Source organism: Vibrio tubiashii ATCC 19109 (assembly GCF_000772105.1).
GTDB lineage: Bacteria > Pseudomonadota > Gammaproteobacteria > Enterobacterales > Vibrionaceae > Vibrio > Vibrio tubiashii.
The window spans coordinates 2,488,031-2,506,550 of sequence record NZ_CP009354.1; the positions used below are offsets into that span (position 1 = coordinate 2,488,031).

The 18,520-nt window shown below is 46.4% G+C and carries 16 protein-coding genes; 14 read left to right on the forward strand and 2 right to left on the reverse strand.

Annotated elements, in window-relative coordinates:
• Positions 1-30 precede the first annotated feature (30 nt).
• Complete coding sequence (locus IX91_RS11340) at positions 31-1,209, reverse strand: 2-octaprenyl-3-methyl-6-methoxy-1,4-benzoquinol hydroxylase (protein ID WP_004746233.1); 1,179 nt, start codon at positions 1,207-1,209, stop codon at positions 31-33.
• Positions 1,210-1,495: 286 nt separating this feature from the next.
• Here IX91_RS11340 and miaB point away from each other — a divergent pair, with 286 nt between their 5' ends.
• The 5 genes from miaB to lnt all read left to right on the forward strand — a co-directional run bounded on the left by miaB (position 1,496) and on the right by lnt (position 7,129).
• Positions 1,496-2,920 (forward strand): tRNA (N6-isopentenyl adenosine(37)-C2)-methylthiotransferase MiaB, encoded by a 1,425-nt coding sequence (gene miaB, locus IX91_RS11345; protein WP_004746234.1) that lies wholly within the window; start codon positions 1,496-1,498, stop codon positions 2,918-2,920.
• Between the two features lie 108 nt (positions 2,921-3,028).
• Positions 3,029-4,138 carry a PhoH family protein gene (locus IX91_RS11350; protein WP_004746235.1) on the forward strand — a complete coding sequence of 370 codons (1,110 nt, stop codon included), beginning with the start codon at positions 3,029-3,031 and terminating at the stop codon, positions 4,136-4,138.
• On the forward strand, positions 4,135-4,599 hold the full coding sequence (gene ybeY, locus IX91_RS11355; protein WP_004746236.1) for an rRNA maturation RNase YbeY: 465 nt from the start codon (positions 4,135-4,137) through the stop codon (positions 4,597-4,599). Before IX91_RS11350 ends, ybeY begins: the two co-directional genes overlap by 4 nt.
• A gap of 76 nt (positions 4,600-4,675) precedes the next feature.
• Positions 4,676-5,575 carry a CNNM family magnesium/cobalt transport protein CorC gene (corC, locus tag IX91_RS11360; protein WP_004746237.1) on the forward strand — a complete coding sequence of 300 codons (900 nt, stop codon included), beginning with the start codon at positions 4,676-4,678 and terminating at the stop codon, positions 5,573-5,575.
• Positions 5,576-5,611: 36 nt separating this feature from the next.
• Positions 5,612-7,129: an apolipoprotein N-acyltransferase gene (lnt, locus tag IX91_RS11365; RefSeq protein WP_004746238.1), complete on the forward strand. Its 1,518-nt coding sequence runs from the start codon at positions 5,612-5,614 to the stop codon at positions 7,127-7,129.
• Positions 7,130-7,494: 365 nt separating this feature from the next.
• On the opposite strand, the gene IX91_RS11370 is transcribed toward lnt, so the two are convergent.
• The gene (locus tag IX91_RS11370; RefSeq protein ID WP_004746239.1) at positions 7,495-7,965 is read right to left on the reverse strand and encodes a zinc ribbon-containing protein; all 471 of its coding nucleotides are present in this window, start codon (positions 7,963-7,965) and stop codon (positions 7,495-7,497) included.
• Between the two features lie 189 nt (positions 7,966-8,154).
• On the opposite strand from IX91_RS11370, the gene leuS reads away from it, so the two are divergent.
• The 9 genes from leuS to IX91_RS11415 all read left to right on the forward strand — a co-directional run bounded on the left by leuS (position 8,155) and on the right by IX91_RS11415 (position 18,457).
• The gene (gene leuS / locus IX91_RS11375; protein ID WP_004746240.1) at positions 8,155-10,728 is read left to right on the forward strand and encodes a leucine--tRNA ligase; all 2,574 of its coding nucleotides are present in this window, start codon (positions 8,155-8,157) and stop codon (positions 10,726-10,728) included.
• A 126-nt stretch (positions 10,729-10,854) separates the two neighbouring features.
• Positions 10,855-11,502, forward strand: coding sequence for an LPS-assembly lipoprotein LptE (locus tag IX91_RS11380; RefSeq protein WP_004746241.1), 648 nt, complete (start codon positions 10,855-10,857; stop codon positions 11,500-11,502).
• A gap of 8 nt (positions 11,503-11,510) precedes the next feature.
• A complete protein-coding gene (holA, locus tag IX91_RS11385) occupies positions 11,511-12,524 on the forward strand; it encodes a DNA polymerase III subunit delta (protein ID WP_004746242.1) in 1,014 nt (337 codons plus the stop codon).
• Positions 12,525-12,569: 45 nt separating this feature from the next.
• On the forward strand, positions 12,570-12,914 hold the full coding sequence (gene rsfS / locus IX91_RS11390; RefSeq protein WP_408068355.1) for a ribosome silencing factor: 345 nt from the start codon (positions 12,570-12,572) through the stop codon (positions 12,912-12,914).
• 3 nt (positions 12,915-12,917) lie between these two features.
• Positions 12,918-13,388 carry a 23S rRNA (pseudouridine(1915)-N(3))-methyltransferase RlmH gene (rlmH, locus tag IX91_RS11395; protein ID WP_004746244.1) on the forward strand — a complete coding sequence of 157 codons (471 nt, stop codon included), beginning with the start codon at positions 12,918-12,920 and terminating at the stop codon, positions 13,386-13,388.
• Between the two features lie 6 nt (positions 13,389-13,394).
• Positions 13,395-15,281, forward strand: a complete 1,887-nt coding sequence (gene mrdA / locus IX91_RS11400) for a penicillin-binding protein 2 (protein WP_004746245.1) — start codon at positions 13,395-13,397, stop codon at positions 15,279-15,281.
• A gap of 2 nt (positions 15,282-15,283) precedes the next feature.
• Positions 15,284-16,405, forward strand: a complete 1,122-nt coding sequence (gene rodA, locus IX91_RS11405; protein WP_004746246.1) for a rod shape-determining protein RodA — start codon at positions 15,284-15,286, stop codon at positions 16,403-16,405.
• Entirely contained in the window at positions 16,406-17,188 is a 783-nt protein-coding gene (locus IX91_RS11410) for a septal ring lytic transglycosylase RlpA family protein (RefSeq protein WP_004746247.1), read from the forward strand. It begins immediately after the preceding gene.
• A 90-nt stretch (positions 17,189-17,278) separates the two neighbouring features.
• Positions 17,279-18,457 carry a serine hydrolase gene (locus IX91_RS11415; protein ID WP_004746248.1) on the forward strand — a complete coding sequence of 393 codons (1,179 nt, stop codon included), beginning with the start codon at positions 17,279-17,281 and terminating at the stop codon, positions 18,455-18,457.
• Positions 18,458-18,520 lie beyond the last annotated feature (63 nt).

The window sequence follows — 18,520 nt, forward strand, 5'->3', positions numbered from 1 at the left end:
AAATGGCTGCGTTTTTGTTTTCTATCTCTCTCACTTCAAACCCAAGGCATATTTGAGAACCTGTGTTTTTAGAGGCCCGGTATTCTCTGCGATTTTAAGTGCCGCATTACGAACCAGTTTTAGTGGGCCAATATCGTTACTGAACCCTTTGTAGAACAGATCCATTCCTGATTGCATCAACAGATTATCTGGTCGGCGTTTGCGCTCATACTGTTTCAGTACAGAGCCATCAATAGAGGTTTTACCCTCACACTCCGCCAGTAAGATTGCGACATCTTTAAATCCAAGATTGACGCCCTGCCCTGCCAATGGATTAATGGTATGTGCAGAGTCACCCACCAGCACACAGTTCTTATTGAAATAGGCTTGCGCATGACGACGAGTTAAAGGAAAAGAGCCAAACTGCAGCACTTTAATATCGCCAAGTTCAGCAGGAAAATGAGTTAAGACTTCTTCCCTCAATTGTTCTGGCGTCAGCGAACAGAGCTGCTTTATGCGCTTCGGGCTGTCATACCAGACTAATGAACCTTGTCCTGTTCCCTGTGATTGAGAAGCTAATGTTGCTAAAGGCAAAAAGGAGCGAGGCCCATGGGGGGTAAACTGCTGCCAAGTAATGTCCTGCTGAGCAAGCTCCGTTTCGACATTAATCAACATACAATGCTGCCTGTAATCCCAAGCGGTAACACCGATTCCTGCCAATTGACGTACTTTAGAATTAGCTCCATCAGCGCCAACGATCAATTCGGCGTCAAAGCACTCTCCAGAAGTGAGTTCGACTCGATTGACCTCATCAAACTTGATGCTTTCTAACGTATCTGGGCAATACAGCGTAATATTTTCGAACTGATCTAGTTGTTGCCACAAACCAAGCTGGATCAGTCGATTTTCAACGATATAACCAAGTTGCTGCATGTTTAGAGCATCAGAGTGAAAACGAGTGCGGCACTCAGGGTGTTCCCACGTTTCTAAGCGGCGATATGGGCAGACGCGCATTTGCTCAATCTTTTGCCAAGCGCCAAGTTCATCGAGTATGGAAACAGAGTGCTCAGAGATAGCAGAAACACGAATATCCATTGGCTGCTCTGGAGAAAAAGCTTTTGGCGCGTAACCTTCTACAAGCGCGACTTTTCTACCCTGCTTGGCAAACCCGATAGCGGTAGCCGCTCCAACCATGCCACCACCAATCACTGCAACATCAAACTTGGTCATAATTTATACTTCATCATATTGATTATTTGGCTGTTTTTTATTGTACGTTTTCATTACTAAAATGTAACGAAAAACCTCAAGCGCACTATGGGCAAATCCCTTGATTGATAACGCTTTGAATAGATTTTACAGCAACACTAGTCAGTAGGTTTTTAAACCAGTACAATACGCCGCTTGCCAATCTATAGGCACAAAATTTAGTCATACATTAAACTCAAATGGATGACTTACTGGAAACATTGGGCGATTTGCTCCCTTAATTTAAACTAACGATCGAGCGAACAAAATGAGTAAGAAACTGCTAATTAAAACCTGGGGCTGCCAGATGAACGAATACGATTCATCAAAAATGGCGGATCTACTGAACGCGGCTAACGGCTATGAGCTGACGGAAGAACCAGAAGAGGCAGATGTACTACTTCTTAATACCTGTTCAATTCGCGAAAAAGCGCAAGAAAAAGTATTCCACCAGCTTGGTCGTTGGAAAACGCTAAAAGATAAAAAAGAAGGTGTGGTTATTGGTGTTGGTGGCTGTGTTGCTACTCAAGAAGGTGACCACATCCGCGAGCGTGCGCCATTTGTTGACGTTATCTTTGGCCCACAAACACTGCACCGTTTGCCAGAGATGATCAAACAGTCACAGTCAAATGAAGCGCCTGTTATGGATATCTCTTTCCCTGAAATCGAGAAGTTTGACCGTCTACCAGAGCCTCGTGCTGAAGGTGCAACAGCGTTCGTTTCAATTATGGAAGGCTGTTCTAAGTACTGTACTTATTGCGTAGTACCGTACACTCGCGGTGAAGAAGTTAGCCGTCCAATGGATGACGTACTATTCGAAATCGCGCAGCTTGCTGATCAAGGCGTACGTGAAGTGAACCTACTAGGTCAAAACGTTAACGCGTACCGTGGTCCAACCCATGAAGGCGATATTTGCTCTTTTGCAGAATTGCTGCGCCTTGTTGCTTCTATTGATGGCATCGACCGTATTCGCTTTACGACTAGCCACCCACTAGAGTTCACTGACGACATCATCGCCGTCTACGAAGATACACCAGAGCTTGTGAGCTTCCTGCACCTACCTGTACAAAGTGGTAGTGACCGTATTCTGACGATGATGAAGCGTCCACACACAGCGATTGAATACAAGTCGATCATTCGTAAGCTGCGTAAAGCGCGTCCTGATATTCAGATCAGTTCTGACTTCATTGTTGGCTTCCCTGGCGAAACAGCGAAAGACCACCAAGATACGATGAAGCTAATCAAAGACGTTGATTTTGATATGAGCTTTAGCTTTATCTTCTCTCCTCGTCCGGGCACGCCAGCGGCGGACTACCCATGTGACGTACCAGAGCAAGAAAAGAAAGAACGTCTATACGAACTGCAGCAAACCGTAAACGCGCAAGCTATGCGTTACTCACGCTTGATGCTCGATACTGAACAACGCGTTCTTGTTGAAGGCCCATCGAAAAAGAATCTAATGGAACTTCGCGCACGTACAGAGAACAACCGCGTGGTTAACTTCGAAGGCAGCGCAGACCTAATCGGCCAATTCGTTGATGTGAAGATCACTGACGTTTTCGCTAACTCACTACGTGGCGAATTGGTTCGTACTGAAAAGGATATGGACCTACGATCTATCATTTCACCAACGCAAATGATGGCTCGCACCAAACGTGAAGATGAGCTAGGTGTAGCGACTTTTACGCCTTAAGCTTGAAAATAGCTGTATAAGTTACCATCTTAGAGATAGGTAACGATCGCCATTAGAAGCCCGGTCTAAATCGGGCTTCTTTCGAATGGCATATTTTGAGAGGCAACTTTGAGCAATAAAATTGTAACTCTAGAAATCAATCTAGAACCTTCTGATAACCGCCGCTTAGCCAGTTTGTGCGGTCCTTTCGATGACAATATCAAGCACTTAGAGCGTCGTTTAGGCGTCGAAATCAGCTACCGTGGCAACTTCTTTACTATCGTTGGTAAACCACATACTAGCGCTGCAGCACTTGAAATCATCAAAACACTCTACGTCAATACCGCTCCTGTTCGTGGCAATATCCCAGACGTAGAACCCGATGAAATTCACCTTGCGATCAAAGAGACAGGTGTTTTAGAGCAAGACCTTGAGTCAAGCTTCGAGCACGGTAAAGAAGTGTTCATCAAGACCAAAAAGGGTGTCATCAAACCACGTACACCAAACCAAGGTCAGTACCTGATGAACATGGTGACTCATGACATCTCTTTCGGCATTGGTCCTGCGGGTACAGGTAAAACCTATCTGGCGGTTGCGGCTGCGGTAGACGCTTTAGAGCGTCAAGAAATTCGTCGCATCTTACTGACTCGCCCTGCGGTTGAAGCGGGTGAGAAACTCGGCTTCTTACCGGGTGATTTGAGCCAGAAAGTCGACCCGTACCTTCGTCCGCTCTATGATGCCCTATTCGAAATGCTCGGCTTCGAGAAGGTTGAAAAACTGATTGAACGCAACGTGATTGAAGTTGCGCCACTGGCTTATATGCGTGGTCGTACGCTCAATGATGCTTTCATCATTTTGGACGAGAGCCAAAACACCACAGTGGAACAGATGAAAATGTTCCTAACGCGTATTGGTTTTAACTCTCGCGCCGTGATCACAGGTGATATCACCCAGATCGACTTACCGCGTGGTGCTAAATCTGGGCTACGCCATGCTATTGAGGTGTTGAGTGAAGTCGATGACATCAGCTTTAACTTCTTCCAGTCCGACGACGTTGTTCGCCACCCAGTTGTTGCACGTATCGTTAACGCGTATGAGAAATGGGAAGCGAAAGATCAAAAAGAACGCAAAGAGTTCGAAAAGAAACGTCGTGAAGAGCGCGAAGCACAATTGATCGAAACGGCTAAAGCTGAGCTTTCAAAAAAAGTACAAGCAGAAACCGCTGAAGGTAAGTCATGAGTATCGAACTAGATCTACAATTAGCGGTCGAAGATGAAAAAGGCTTACCAAGTTTTGATGATATTCATCTCTGGTTAAGCTCAGCGGTGACAAAATTCCAACCTCAAGCTGAAGTTACTGTGCGTTTGGTTGATGAACAAGAAAGTCACCAACTTAACCATGACTATCGGGGCAAAGATAAACCGACCAATGTGCTCTCTTTTCCATTTGAAGCGCCTCCAGGCATTGAGATGGATTTGCTCGGCGATCTGATCATCTGCCGACAAGTTGTAGAACGTGAAGCGGTAGAGCAAAACAAACCTCTAATGGCTCACTGGGCGCATATGGTTGTACATGGTAGCCTGCATCTGCTAGGTTATGATCATATCGATGATGACGAAGCTGAAGAGATGGAGTCACTCGAAACAGAAATCATGCAAGGTATGGGTTTCGAAGACCCCTACATTGATGAGAAAGCGTAAAATCGAGACTGTTTTCAACTCGCTTTTACCAACGTGAGCTATCACACATCTGATAGCGTTACTTAAATGAGAAACAATGAACGAAGACAATTCGCCCTCTTCTCTAGAAGGTAAGAAAGAAAAATCTGAAGGTCCGAGTAGAAAGTCCTTCTTCGGACGCCTAGGTCAACTTTTTCAAGGTGAACCAAAAGATCGCCAAGAGCTTGTGGATGTGATCCGTGACTCTGAAGAAAATGACCTGATCGACCACGACACCCGAGACATGCTTGAAGGTGTTATGGAGATCTCTGAAATGCGTGTGCGTGACATCATGTTACCGCGTTCGCAAATGGTTACGGTTGACCGCAGTGACGATTTAGACGCACTGATCAACCTTATCACTGATGCTCAGCACTCTCGCTACCCAGTAATCAGTGAAGATAAAGACCATGTTGAAGGTATTCTGTTAGCGAAGGACTTACTTAAATACTTAGGTTCTGGCAGCGAGCCATTTGATATCGAGCAAGTTATCCGCCCAGCGGTCGTTGTTCCTGAGAGTAAGCGTGTCGATCGCCTACTCAAAGAGTTCCGTGAGGAACGTTATCATATGTCTATCGTTGTTGATGAATTTGGCGGCGTATCTGGTCTTGTCACCATCGAGGACATCCTTGAGGAAATCGTTGGAGAAATCGAAGATGAATTTGACGATGAAGAAGAACTGGATATTCGCAAGCTAAGCAAACACACTTTTGCAGTGAAGGCTCTAACCACTATCGAAGAATTTAACGATACGTTTGGAACCTCTTTCAGCGACGAAGAAGTCGACACTGTAGGTGGTATGGTTATGACAGCATTTGGTCATCTACCTTCTCGTGGCGAGGTGGTAGAAATTGAAGGGTATAACTTCAAAGTGACTTCAGCAGATAACCGTCGTGTTGTGCAGCTACAAGTTACCATTCCTGACGAAGAGCTCATTGCAGACTCTACTGAAGAGTAACGCTAACCTCCCTTAGGGGAAGAGATAATATATACGATGATAAATTCCCTTTTTCATCGCCTAAAACGGCCGCTTGCGGCCGTTTTTGTTGGCGCTTTAACCACACTTGCATTTGCACCTTATCAATTATGGCCGCTAGCGATTGTTAGCCCTGCCATTCTTCTTTTACTCATCCACCAGCAATCAGCGAAACGTGCACTTTGGATTGGTTATGCATGGGGGCTTGGTCAATTTGCGACTGGCATCAGCTGGGTTCATGTCAGCATCGATAATTTTGGCGGTATGCCGAAAATTGCTAGTGTCTTTCTCATGGCGCTGCTAGTCGGTTACTTAGCCATCTACTCAGCCCTATTCACTTGGAGTCTTAATCGCTTTTTCCCTGCGTCAACACGTACTCGATACATGTTAGTCGCACCTGCTCTCTGGCTTATCTGTGACTGGCTCCGTGGTTGGGTCATGACGGGTTTCCCGTGGTTATGGCTAGGTTACAGCCAAATAGACAGCCCATTGGGTAATTTCGCTCCACTTGGCGGCGTAGAGTTTATAACCTTACTAATGGTTGTAAGCGCAGGAGCGATCGCTTATGCCAGCTTACATCGCCAATGGTTACTGCTGCTCATCCCATCAGTGATCTTTATGACAGGTTTTGGCTTGCAGTCTGCTCAGTGGGTAACACCAAACCCAGAGCAAACCACCAAAGTTGCCCTCATTCAAGGTAACATCGCGCAAGAGTTAAAGTGGCAGCCAAGCCAACGATGGCCAACCATTCTGAAGTACACCGACCTTACTCGTGAGAACTGGGATGCGGACATCATCATTTGGCCGGAAGCTGCGATACCAGCGCTTGAGTACGAGATTTCCTCTTTCCTAAGTAATCTCGATTCCGCAGCGCGTATGAATAACAGTGCAGTGATAACCGGAATCGTCAATCAAGGCGAAGATAAGAAGTTCTACAACAGCATTCTCACACTCGGTAAAAACCCGAATGGGGATTACAGCTACGACATGAACCTTCGTTACCATAAACATCACCTACTGCCGTTTGGTGAGTTTGTCCCATTTGAAGAAGTGCTGCGACCGATCGCGCCGTTTTTTAATCTACCGATGTCTTCATTTAGCCGTGGTGATTTTGTCCAGCCCAACATTGATGCCAATGGCAAACAAATGGCCCCAGCTCTTTGTTATGAAATCATCTTCAATGAGCAGGTAAGACAAAACGTCAATCAAGACACAGATTTTATACTCACTCTGTCGAACGACGCTTGGTTCGGGCACTCAATTGGCCCGCTGCAACATATGGAAATCGCCCGTATGCGTGCGCTTGAGCTTGGTAAACCTGTTATTCGCGCCACCAATAACGGTGTCACAGCAGTGACTGACTATAAAGGTCATATCACAGCTCAAGTACCGCAATTCGAAACCGCTGTTTTACGCGCCGAGATCCCATCGACATCCGGCGAAACCCCTTACCGTCAGTTTGGTACATGGCCGATGTATTTTTGGGTAGTGCTGAGTTTGGTTATTGGGTGGAGAGCTAGAGAGCTAGAGAGCTAGAGAGCTAGAGAGCTAGAGAGCTAGAGAGCTAGAGAGCTAGAGAGCTAGAGAGCTAGAGAGCTAGAGAGCTAGAGAGCTAGAGAGCTAGAGAGCTAGAGAGCTAGAGAATTTTGTGGGTTGGCGCGTGCGTCAACCCTTTTTTGTTTTCAATAAATAACTCTGTCATCCTCAAGAGCGAGGGACGAGCGAGTTGGGGATCTCTAGAAGCGAGTCGAATACATTAAGGGATTCCCTACTCCTTCCTTCGTCAGTCTAGGGAATGACGGTATATAGCGTCGCTGCCCTCTCGAAGGGCGCAGCCCGGTCTCGACTCTCGAGCGCAGCGTTCCCGCATCCCGTAGGACGAAGTCCGTTTCCGGCTCCACCTAAGGCTTAAGCGCCTGACGACTAAACCCTTTATGTCCGCAATTGGTACAAGGGATGATCACCGTTGGGTGGTTATATTGTGTCTTATGTCCACATTCATCACAGACCAATACCCCTAATCCAATCACTTCACCAGCCTGATAAAGCCCTTGGTGTTCGAGATCTTGGAACAGCTCTACCCACTCCACTTTCGTCCGGTCAGTAATATCTAACAGCCCCTGCCAAATCGAGTCAGCGACCATCAAATAGAATGGCCCACCTTTGGATTCTTCGTAGTTATCAGCGAACTCTTTTAAATCCGACTTCACGTACGCCGAAACCAAAGCCAACTCATCTTTGGTGAGATCATTGGCGGCTTGCGCTACTTTCCCTGAAGTTTCAATAACATGATTAACTTCATCTGGGCTGTGCTTGAGCGTTTCCACAACGTCTTCAAGCATCTCTTCATAACCTGCTTTTCTTTTTGGCATCGCTGACCTCCGTAATGAATCTCACAAACAAACTCGATATGTCGACTCAAGGTCGCCCCCTAACCATTTAAAGCTAAGGAGAGTATGGATTGGCTATTGTTGTGCACCTTTCCTTTAGGTATTCTATGACGATCTATTTAAGTCTGTTCTAACCGAACTCACAAATTCCAAGATAACCGGACATCATCGATGCAAGAACAATACAACCCGCAAGATATTGAACAAAAAGTTCAACAGCACTGGGACAACAACAAGACCTTTGTTGTAAGTGAAGACCCAAATAAAGAAAAATTCTACTGTCTATCCATGTTCCCTTACCCAAGTGGCCGACTGCACATGGGTCACGTGCGTAACTACACTATCGGTGATGTAGTCTCTCGTTTCCAACGCCTACAAGGTAAAAACGTAATGCAACCAATCGGTTGGGATGCATTTGGTCTACCTGCAGAAAACGCAGCTGTGAAAAACAACACGGCACCAGCACCGTGGACTTACGAAAACATCGAGTACATGAAAAACCAGCTTAAGCTTCTAGGCTTTGGTTACGACTGGAACCGTGAGTTCGCTACTTGTACGCCTGAGTACTACCGTTGGGAACAAGAGTTCTTCACTAAGCTTTACAACAAAGGCTTAGTTTACAAGAAGACTTCTTCAGTTAACTGGTGTCCAAACGACCAAACTGTTCTTGCAAACGAGCAGGTTGAAGATGGCTGCTGCTGGCGCTGTGATACTCCAGTAGAGCAAAAAGAGATTCCACAGTGGTTCATCAAGATCACTGAATACGCTCAAGAGCTTCTAGACGATCTAGACAACCTAGATGGCTGGCCTGAAATGGTTAAGACCATGCAGCGCAACTGGATCGGTCGCTCTGAAGGTGTTGAGCTTAAGTTTGAAGTTAAGGGGCAACAAGACCTAGAAGTTTACACCACACGTCCTGACACACTAATGGGTGTGACTTACGTGGGTATCGCAGCAGGTCACCCTCTAGCGGCAATCGCAGCTGAGAACAACCCTGAGCTTGCAGCCTTTATCGAAGAGTGTAAGAACAATAAAGTAGCAGAGGCTGAGCTTGCGACAATGGAGAAGAAAGGTATGGCGACTGGCCTTACTGCTATTCACCCATTGAACGGTCGTGAAGTTCCAGTTTACGTCGCTAACTTCGTACTGATGGACTACGGTACAGGCGCTGTAATGGCAGTACCTGCACACGACCAACGTGATTACGAATTCGCAACTAAGTACGGTCTAGATATCGTACCTGTGATCAAGCCTGCTGACGGCAGCGAGCTGAACATCTCTGAAGAAGCGTACATCGAGAAAGGCGTACTGTTCGATTCAGGTGAGTTCGACGGTCTTGAGTTCCAAGCAGCATTCGATGCAATCGCAGCCAAGCTAGAAACAGAAGGCAAAGGCACTAAGACAGTTAACTTCCGTCTACGTGACTGGGGGGTATCTCGTCAACGTTACTGGGGCGCACCAATCCCAATGGTAACCACTGAAGATGGTGAAGTTCACCCAGTACCAGCTGACCAACTACCAGTGATTCTTCCTGAAGACGTGGTAATGGACGGCGTAACAAGCCCAATCAAAGCAGACAAAGAGTGGGCGAAGACAACATTTAACGGCGAACCTGCTCTACGTGAAACAGATACGTTCGATACCTTCATGGAGTCTTCTTGGTACTACGCACGTTACTGTTCACCACAAGCTGACGACATTCTAGATCCAGAAAAAGCGAACTACTGGCTACCAGTAGACCAGTACATCGGTGGTATCGAGCACGCTTGTATGCACCTACTGTACTCGCGCTTCTTCCACAAACTGCTACGTGACGCAGGTTACGTAACATCTGACGAGCCGTTCAAGCAACTACTATGTCAAGGCATGGTACTAGCAGATGCGTTCTACCACGAGAACGACAAAGGCGGTAAAGAGTGGGTTGCTCCAACTGACGTTGCTGTAGAGCGTGACGGTAAAGGCCGCATCACTTCTGCTAAAGACAACGAAGGCCGTGACGTAACACACTCAGGCATGATCAAGATGTCTAAGTCGAAGAACAACGGTATCGACCCACAAGAGATGGTAGACAAGTACGGTGCTGACACAGTGCGTCTATTTATGATGTTTGCTTCACCTGCAGACATGACGCTTGAGTGGCAAGAATCTGGCGTAGAAGGTGCTAACCGCTTCCTAAAACGTGTTTGGAAACTTGTTAACGAGCACGCATCGAAAGGCGCTGCAGAAGCTGTTGATGCATCGGCACTGTCTGGCGACCAAAAAGCACTTCGTCGTGACGTTCACAAGACTATCGCCAAAGTGACTGACGATATCGCTCGTCGTCAAACGTTCAACACAGCAATCGCAGCAATCATGGAACTGATGAACAAGCTAGCGAAAGCGCCTCAAGAATCAGCGCAAGATCGTGCAATCCTTGACGAAGCTCTGAAAGCAGTTGTTGCAATGCTTTACCCAATCACTCCGCACATCTCATTCGAAATGTGGGCAGCGTTGGGTCAAGAAGATATCGACAACGCAGCATGGCCAACTCACGACGAGAAAGCACTGGTTGAAGACGAGAAGCTCATCATCGTTCAAGTAAACGGCAAGCTACGTGCGAAACTGACTGTACCAGCGGATATCTCTAAAGAAGATATTGAAGCTCTAGGTCTAAACGATGAAAACGTTACTAAGTTCACAGAAGATAAAACGATTCGTAAAGTGATTTACGTACCGGGTAAACTTCTAAACATTGTTGCGAACTAATCGTCGCTTCTTAAGTCATAAGCAGGGTATATTGTTACCCTGCTTTACTTATCTTAGTGTTTTATCAGCTATTCTAGGTATTAGAACCCTAAGATAAGTATTCCAATAATCGAGAGCCCTAAATCCATGTTTCGTAGTGCGTCGCGCCTTATTTCATTTTCTTCTGTAAAACTCACCAGTGTTGTTCTAATGGCAAGTTTATTGTCTGCTTGTGGTTTCCATCTACGTGGTGACTACTCGGTTCCTGAAGAGTTAGAAACCATGTCTCTCACCAGCTACGACCAATACAGCAGCTTTACACGTATGATGAAAGGGCAACTGCGTATGAGCGAAATTGATGTCGTTCCACCAGCCGCTAATATCCCTAACTTACACCTACTTAGCGAAGGTGTGGGTGAGCGTACACTATCGCTTTACCAAAACACTCGCGCAGCGGAAATCGAGCTTACCTTCCGTGCCTCTTACCGCGTGACGGTTCCAGAGCTAGGCTCAAAGACCTTCTCTACCAGTGTAACGCGTAGCTACCTAGATAACCCGTTAACCGCACTTGCTAAGTCGGTAGAACGAGACATGATTGAAGATGAAATGCGTAAGCTAGCCGCTTCACAGATCATTCGTCAAATGGCGCGCCTGAAAGCAGATATCGAAGCAAACGAGCTGTTGGAAGAAGAACAAGAAGCTTTACTCAAAGTGGAAGAAGAGCAATACCGCGTAAAAACATTTTACGCTGAAGATGCTCAGGGTAACGTCACTTCTGAAGTCCCAGCTAACTAATTACCATTATGCGAATCTTCGCCGACCGTTTAGTGGAGCAGCTTAACAAGCAGCTCCACCCTACTTACCTTATCTTTGGCAACGAACCACTCCTTATCCAAGAGTCTCGCCAGTCGATTCAAAAAGCCGCCTTTGCACAAGGATTCGAAGAAAGACACCGCTTTGCTATCGATAGTTCATTTGACTGGAATCTTGTTTATGACAGCTGTCAGGCCATGAGCTTGTTTTCAGCCAGACAAGTCATTGAACTGGAACTGCCTGAGTCAGGAGTCAATGCCGCGATCGCTAAAGAGCTAGTTGCTGTTACTGGACTGCTTCACAGTGATGTGTTGTTAGTTGTCATTGGTAGCAAACTGACCAAAGCTCAAGAAAACGCAAAATGGTTTAAAGCGCTGTCTACCCAAGGTTGCTGGGTGAATTGCTTAACTCCTGATATCCAAAGATTACCGCAATTCGTACTAGCGCGTTGCCGAGCACTCAACCTTAAGCCAGATCAAGAAGCAGTACAGATGCTCGCCCAATGGCATGAGGGCAACCTGTTTGCTTTGACACAAAGCCTCGATAAGCTCGCATTACTTTACCCTGACGGCGTGTTGAATTTGGTGCGTTTAGAGGAATCTCTTAGCCGCCACAACCACTTCACCGCTTTTCATTGGGTAGATGCCTTATTAGCGGGTAAGGCCAAGCGCTCACAACGTATTTTACGCCAACTTGAGGCGGAAGGAATTGAGAGCGTGATACTCGCGCGGACGATACAAAAAGAGCTCACTCAGCTTCTCAACATGGCGACCCAAATTAAAACTAAGCCAATCGGCCAAGTTTTTGAAAGCTACCGTATTTGGCAATCAAAACGCCCACTGTACTCGTCAGCTTTAAACCGCTTGCAGCCCGAAAAAATCATGCAGCTTCTCCAGTTGCTCGCCAAGATCGAGCTATTGGTAAAAACACAATACGACCAGTCTAGCTGGCCACTATTACACCAGTTGAGTACTGAGATTTGCTTGCCGCAAGTGAAGCTTTAAAAAGCGTGATATACTTCGCCGCCGCAAACAATCAACCCTATGTATATGCACAACACCAACGAGGACAACACCTTGCAATTTGAAGAGTTAAACAACTTCCTTGCTGACAAAGCTGACGACATGAAAGCTCAAGATATCAAAACCATCGATGTTCAGGGCAAATCAAGTATTACAGACTTCATGATCGTTTGTACTGGCACATCAAAGCGCCACGTTGTTTCTATCGCCGAGCATGTTGCTAAAGAATCAAAACTAGCAGGTCTGGAGCCACTAGGTATTGATGGTGAAGCCGAAGGCGAATGGGTCGTAGTAGATATGGGCAGCACCATTGTTCATGTGATGCAAGAAGAGCATCGTGAGCTTTACCAACTGGAAAAGCTTTGGGGCTAAGCGATGAAAATACAGCTCGTTGCCGTTGGAACCAAGATGCCCAAGTGGGTCGAAGAAGGCTTCCAAGAGTATCGCCGCCGTTTTCCTCATGATATGCTACTAGAGCTTGTCGAAATAAGCGCCGGAAAACGCGGAAAAAATGCCGATATTGCAAGAATTCTGCAAAAAGAAGGCGAAGCCATGTTGGCAGCCGTGCCAAAAGGCAATCGAATTGTTACTCTCGACATCCCTGGCAAAAAGTGGGATACCCCACAATTAGCGCAGCAACTAGAGAGCTGGAAGCTGGACGGAAGAGATGTGTCGATTCTAATCGGTGGTCCTGAAGGTCTCGCCCCAGCATGTAAAGCAGCAGCCGATCAAAGCTGGTCTTTATCAGCATTAACTTTGCCTCACCCATTAGTACGCATTGTCATGGCTGAGAGTTTATATAGAGCGTGGAGCATCACTGCTAACCACCCTTACCATCGAGAATAACGATTAATGTTAAGGAAGCGTACCCGGATAAGGGATTACCATGAAGAAGCACGACTTTTTACAAGTCGTGCTATCGTCGCTTTCATTGGTATTGTGGCATTAGTTGGCGTGTTGATTACTAACCTATACAACATCCAGATAAATCAATACCAAGACTATAAAACTCGCTCTAATGACAACCGCATTAAAGTTGTGCCTATCGCCCCTAACCGAGGGCTGATCTATGATCGCAACGGCAAGCTACTGGCAGAAAACCGCCCAGTGTTTAGTCTTGAGATCACCCCAGAGAAAGTTAAGGACATGGACGACACAATCCGTCGTCTACAAGAGATCCTAACCATTACCCCCGAGCAGATAGAACGTTTTAAGCGTGAACGTCGTCAGACACGTCGCTTTAAATCCGTTCCTATCCTGACTCAGTTGACTCAAGAACAGGCAGCGAAGTTCTCGGTCAATCAGCACAACTTCCCTGGGGTATCGATAAATGCCGCCCTTAAGCGTCACTACCCTTATGGTGAAGTACTTACTCATGTGATTGGCTATGTCTCTCGAATCAATGACCGAGACATTCAACGCCTGATCCGTGAAGAAAAAGAAGCAAACTATCAAGCGACACGTGACATCGGTAAGCTAGGTATTGAACGCTTCTACGAAGACTTACTGCATGGAACAGCTGGCTACCAAGAAGTTGAAGTAAACAGCCGTGGCCGAGTGATTCGAACGCTTAAGTATGAACCTCCTGTACCAGGCAAAGATATCGTTTTAAACCTCGATATTGATTTACAGCTCTATATTCATGAACTGCTTGCCGATCGTCGTGGCAGCGCAATTGTTTTAGATCCTAAAGACAATGGTGTTTTAGCAATGGTATCGAGCCCAAGCTACGATCCTAATGCGTTTGTACATGGTATTTCGGGTAAGGCCTACAGTGCTCTCTTAAACGACAAAAACCGTCCACTGGTTAACCGCGCGACGCTTGGTATTTATCCTCCGGCCTCAACCATCAAACCGTTTATGGCTGTGGCAGCTTTGGAAGAAGGGGTCATCACGCCTTATACAACGCGTAACGACCCTGGTTATTGGAGAATACCAAACTCAAAAACAAGACCTTTCCGCGACTGGTTACGTTGGGGGCATGGCAAAGTGGATATCGTTAAGTCGATCGAGGAATCTGTCGATACCTTCTACTATCAAATCGCTTATGACATGGGCATTGACCGTATATCTCGTTGGATGATGATGTTTGGTTTTGGAGACTATACGGGCATTGATATCCACGAAGAGAGCAAAGCCAATATGCCAACCCGTGAATGGAAAATGGCTCGCCACCGTGTGCCATGGTATCAAGGTGACACTATTCCTGTTGGTATTGGGCAAGGCTATTGGACTGCGACACCAATGCAGATAGCCAAAGCGACGTCTGTTTTGGTTAACCGAGGAACGCGCGTTGCACCACACCTTCTCAGGGCGACCATAGTTAATGGTGAAAAGTTCGATAAGCACGAACTGTCTACATTAGAAACATATACCTATCCTCCGATTGAAGGCGTGAAAGATCGCTTTTGGGACTTATCCATTGAAGGCATGCGCTTAGCAAACCATGGCAAAAAAGGAACGGCACGTAGGGCGTTTTACAAAACACCTTATATGAGTGGAGGAAAGTCGGGAACAGCTCAGGTCTTTGGTCTCGGCGAAGACGAAGAATACAACGCCGATGAAATTGCAGAGCACCTACGCGATCACGCTCTATTTACCGGCTTCGCTCCGATTGAAGACCCAGAGCTAATCGTCACTATCGTTTTAGAAAATGCCGGCGGTGGTTCTTCTCAAGCTGCTCCTGTAGTGAGAAGAATATTTGATCATGTTCTCGTAGATAATGAAGAGGCGAAATAACCATGGATTTGAACCCAGCAACTGGTCAAAACCGCGCTCTATTTGAACGTTTCCACCTCGATCTCCCTCTGTTACTGGGAATATTGGTGCTAATGGGCTTTGGCCTTGTCGTTATGTACAGTGCGAGCGGACAGAGTTTAGCCATGATGGACCGACAAGCTATGCGTATGGCGCTTTCACTTGGTGTCATGTTAATCCTTGCTCAGATCCCGCCGAGAACCTATGAGGCTCTTGCGCCCCTAATGTTTGTCGGTGGCGTTATTTTGCTACTTGGGGTGCTGTTCTTTGGTGAAGCCTCCAAAGGGGCACAGCGTTGGCTAAACTTAGGTTTTGTTCGCTTTCAGCCCTCCGAGCTATTAAAGCTCGCGGTGCCATTAATGATTGCGCGCTACATTGGTAAGCGCCCTCTTCCACCAACTTTCCAGACTCTAGTCATGTCGTTGGTGATGGTGTTCGTCCCTACCATCTTGATTGCGAAGCAGCCAGATTTAGGTACTTCAATCCTTATTGCCGCATCGGGAATCTTCGTTATTTTCTTAGCGGGTATTAGCTGGAAAATCATCTTTGCTGCAGCTTGTGGATTAGGCGCTTTCCTCCCTATTCTGTGGTTCTTCTTGATGCGCGAGTATCAGAAAGTTCGCGTGAGGACTCTGTTTAACCCAGAGTCCGATCCTCTGGGCGCGGGTTACCATATTATCCAGAGTAAAATCGCTATAGGCTCAGGCGGTATCTCTGGAAAGGGCTGGCTTCAAGGGACGCAATCCCAGTTGGAGTTTCTACCTGAACGCCACACCGACTTTATTTTCGCAGTGATAGCAGAAGAATGGGGACTGATTGGTATCCTTATTCTCCTTAGCCTCTACCTATTTATCATTGGACGTGGACTTGTGCTCGCAAGTAAAGCTCAAACGGCATTTGGTCGTATGATGGCGGGCAGTATCGTTCTCAGCTTCTTCGTCTATGTTTTTGTCAACATCGGCATGGTAAGTGGCATATTACCCGTGGTAGGTGTCCCACTGCCTCTTATTAGCTATGGCGGTACCTCTATGGTGACCCTCATGGCAGGCTTTGGCATCTTGATGTCGATCCATACCCATAGAAAAGCATTCTCTAAGGCAATATAAATGATAAACAAGCAATTATTGCTCACAGCAGCAGCCACCAGCTTCATTTTGGCTGGCTGCTCTTCAGCGCCGTCAAAGCGCTACACCATTGACGACGACATTGCCCCTGATGCACCAATCAGTGTTGAGCATATTGAAGATGCCACACCTATGTATGAATCATACAGCCTTGGGGGGAACAGTAATTACACCCTAAGAGGTAAAGATTACACCATCATAAAAGAGCCAAAAGGCTTTCAACAACAAGGTATCGCCTCTTGGTATGGCAAGAAATTCCACGGCCATTTAACCTCTAACGGTGAAATCTATGATATGTACTCAATGTCGGCTGCGCATAAAGAGTTGCCGATTCCGAGCTACGTCAAAGTCACCAACAAGGATAACGGCAAAACTGCCATTGTCCGAGTCAATGACCGCGGTCCTTTTCATGAAGGGCGAATCATTGACCTTAGCTACGCGGCGGCGCTAAAACTCGATGTCATTCGCACCGGCACCGCCAACGTTGCCATTGAAGTGATAACTGTCGACAGACCGACCCAAGCACACAAACAAGAGGCCTTACCAAAGTTTGTCGTTCAGGTAGCTTCATCACAACATCAAGACCGAGTTGAAACTTTAGCGCAAGATTTGAGTCAAAAGCTTTCGGTTAAGAGTTATGTCAGTTCTGGCGACAAGCTTCACCGAGTGTTTTTAGGCCCATTTAGCGACTATATGCATAGCCAAAAAGCACTTGAGCAAGTGAAAGACTTGGGTTACACCAGTGCTTTCATAAAATCCCACTAGTCCTCAATCCAGTGTATCCAAACACCTACACTGGCTTGAGAGATTGATTCTGTTAAGATATGGACAGTAAACGATAATTCTGTAGTCAATATGAAAAAAACAACGCTAATTAAATCAGCTTTTGCGTCTTCTATTGCGCTTTCTGCAACTTTCGCATCTTCTGCATTCGCATCACCAATTGTGGTTCCTGACGCACCTCAAATCGCAGCTAAAGGCTACGTATTGATGGATTACCATTCAGGTAAAGTACTTGCTGAAAAAGAGATGAACACTAAGTTATCTCCAGCAAGCTTGACTAAGATGATGACCAGTTATGTCATCGGCCAAGAATTAGAGCGTGGCAACATCTCACTTCAAGATGATGTCACTATCAGTAAAAATGCTTGGGCGAAAAACTTCCCTGACTCTTCAAAGATGTTTATCGAAGTCGGTACTACGGTAAAAGTAGAAGACCTAAACCGCGGTATCATTGTTCAGTCTGGTAATGATGCTTGTGTTGCCATGGCAGAGCACATCGCTGGTTCAGAAGACGCATTTGTCGATCTTATGAACGCTTGGGCTGACACTATCGGCATGAAAGACACGCACTTTGCTAACGTGCATGGTCTAGATAACCCGAACCTATACTCAACGCCTTACGATATGGCTTTACTGGGTAGCGCACTGATCCGTGACGTGCCAGACGAGTACCGTATCTACTCCGACAAAAAGTTCACTTACAACGGCATCACCCAATACAACCGTAACGGTCTGCTTTGGGATAAGAGCATGAACGTTGACGGTATCAAAACTGGACACACGAGCAACGCAGGTTACAGCCTAGTTAGCTCTGCGACAGAAGGCAAAATGCGCCTAGTTGCGGTAGTTATGGGAACTAAAAATGCGAATGCGCGTAAATCTGAAAGCAAAAAGCTTCTGAGCTACGGTTTCCGCTTCTTCGAAACCGTTGCTCCTCACAAAGCCGGTGAAACCTTCGTTGAAGAAAAGATCTGGATGGGTAACAAAGATACGGTGGCGCTAGGTCTTGACCAAGATACCTATGTAACCCTACCTCGCGGCCAAGCGAAAAACCTTAAGGCAAGCTTCATCCTTGAAAAAGAGCTAGAAGCCCCAATTATGAAAGGTGACGTAGTTGGTAAGCTATACTATCAACTAGAAGGTGAAGATATTGCAGAGTACCCACTTCTTGCTCTAGAGGATGTGGAAGAAGGTAGCCTATTCAGCCGCCTATGGGATTACATTGTAATGCTGTTCAAAAGCTTCTTGTAATTCGAGTACTTAGCTTTGAAAAGCCGCCTAGTGCGGCTTTTTTGTTTTTCACGCTTTCGACAT

Excerpts from the sequence above, each read along its gene's own strand:
- lnt (WP_004746238.1), top strand. The coding sequence starts at position 5,612 with ATGATAAATTCCCTTTTTCATCGCCTAAAACGGCCGCTTGCGGCCGTT.
- IX91_RS11415 (WP_004746248.1), top strand. The coding sequence starts at position 17,279 with ATGAAAAAAACAACGCTAATTAAATCAGCTTTTGCGTCTTCTATTGCG.
- rodA (WP_004746246.1), top strand. The coding sequence starts at position 15,284 with ATGGATTTGAACCCAGCAACTGGTCAAAACCGCGCTCTATTTGAACGT.
- IX91_RS11370 (WP_004746239.1), bottom strand. The coding sequence starts at position 7,965 with ATGCCAAAAAGAAAAGCAGGTTATGAAGAGATGCTTGAAGACGTTGTG.
- IX91_RS11410 (WP_004746247.1), top strand. The coding sequence starts at position 16,406 with ATGATAAACAAGCAATTATTGCTCACAGCAGCAGCCACCAGCTTCATT.
- rlmH (WP_004746244.1), top strand. The coding sequence starts at position 12,918 with ATGAAAATACAGCTCGTTGCCGTTGGAACCAAGATGCCCAAGTGGGTC.
- holA (WP_004746242.1), top strand. The coding sequence starts at position 11,511 with ATGCGAATCTTCGCCGACCGTTTAGTGGAGCAGCTTAACAAGCAGCTC.
- mrdA (WP_004746245.1), top strand. The coding sequence starts at position 13,395 with ATGTTAAGGAAGCGTACCCGGATAAGGGATTACCATGAAGAAGCACGA.
- IX91_RS11340 (WP_004746233.1), bottom strand. The coding sequence starts at position 1,209 with ATGACCAAGTTTGATGTTGCAGTGATTGGTGGTGGCATGGTTGGAGCG.
- IX91_RS11380 (WP_004746241.1), top strand. The coding sequence starts at position 10,855 with ATGTTTCGTAGTGCGTCGCGCCTTATTTCATTTTCTTCTGTAAAACTC.
- corC (WP_004746237.1), top strand. The coding sequence starts at position 4,676 with ATGAACGAAGACAATTCGCCCTCTTCTCTAGAAGGTAAGAAAGAAAAA.
- leuS (WP_004746240.1), top strand. The coding sequence starts at position 8,155 with ATGCAAGAACAATACAACCCGCAAGATATTGAACAAAAAGTTCAACAG.
- miaB (WP_004746234.1), top strand. The coding sequence starts at position 1,496 with ATGAGTAAGAAACTGCTAATTAAAACCTGGGGCTGCCAGATGAACGAA.
- ybeY (WP_004746236.1), top strand. The coding sequence starts at position 4,135 with ATGAGTATCGAACTAGATCTACAATTAGCGGTCGAAGATGAAAAAGGC.
- rsfS (WP_408068355.1), top strand. The coding sequence starts at position 12,570 with ATGCACAACACCAACGAGGACAACACCTTGCAATTTGAAGAGTTAAAC.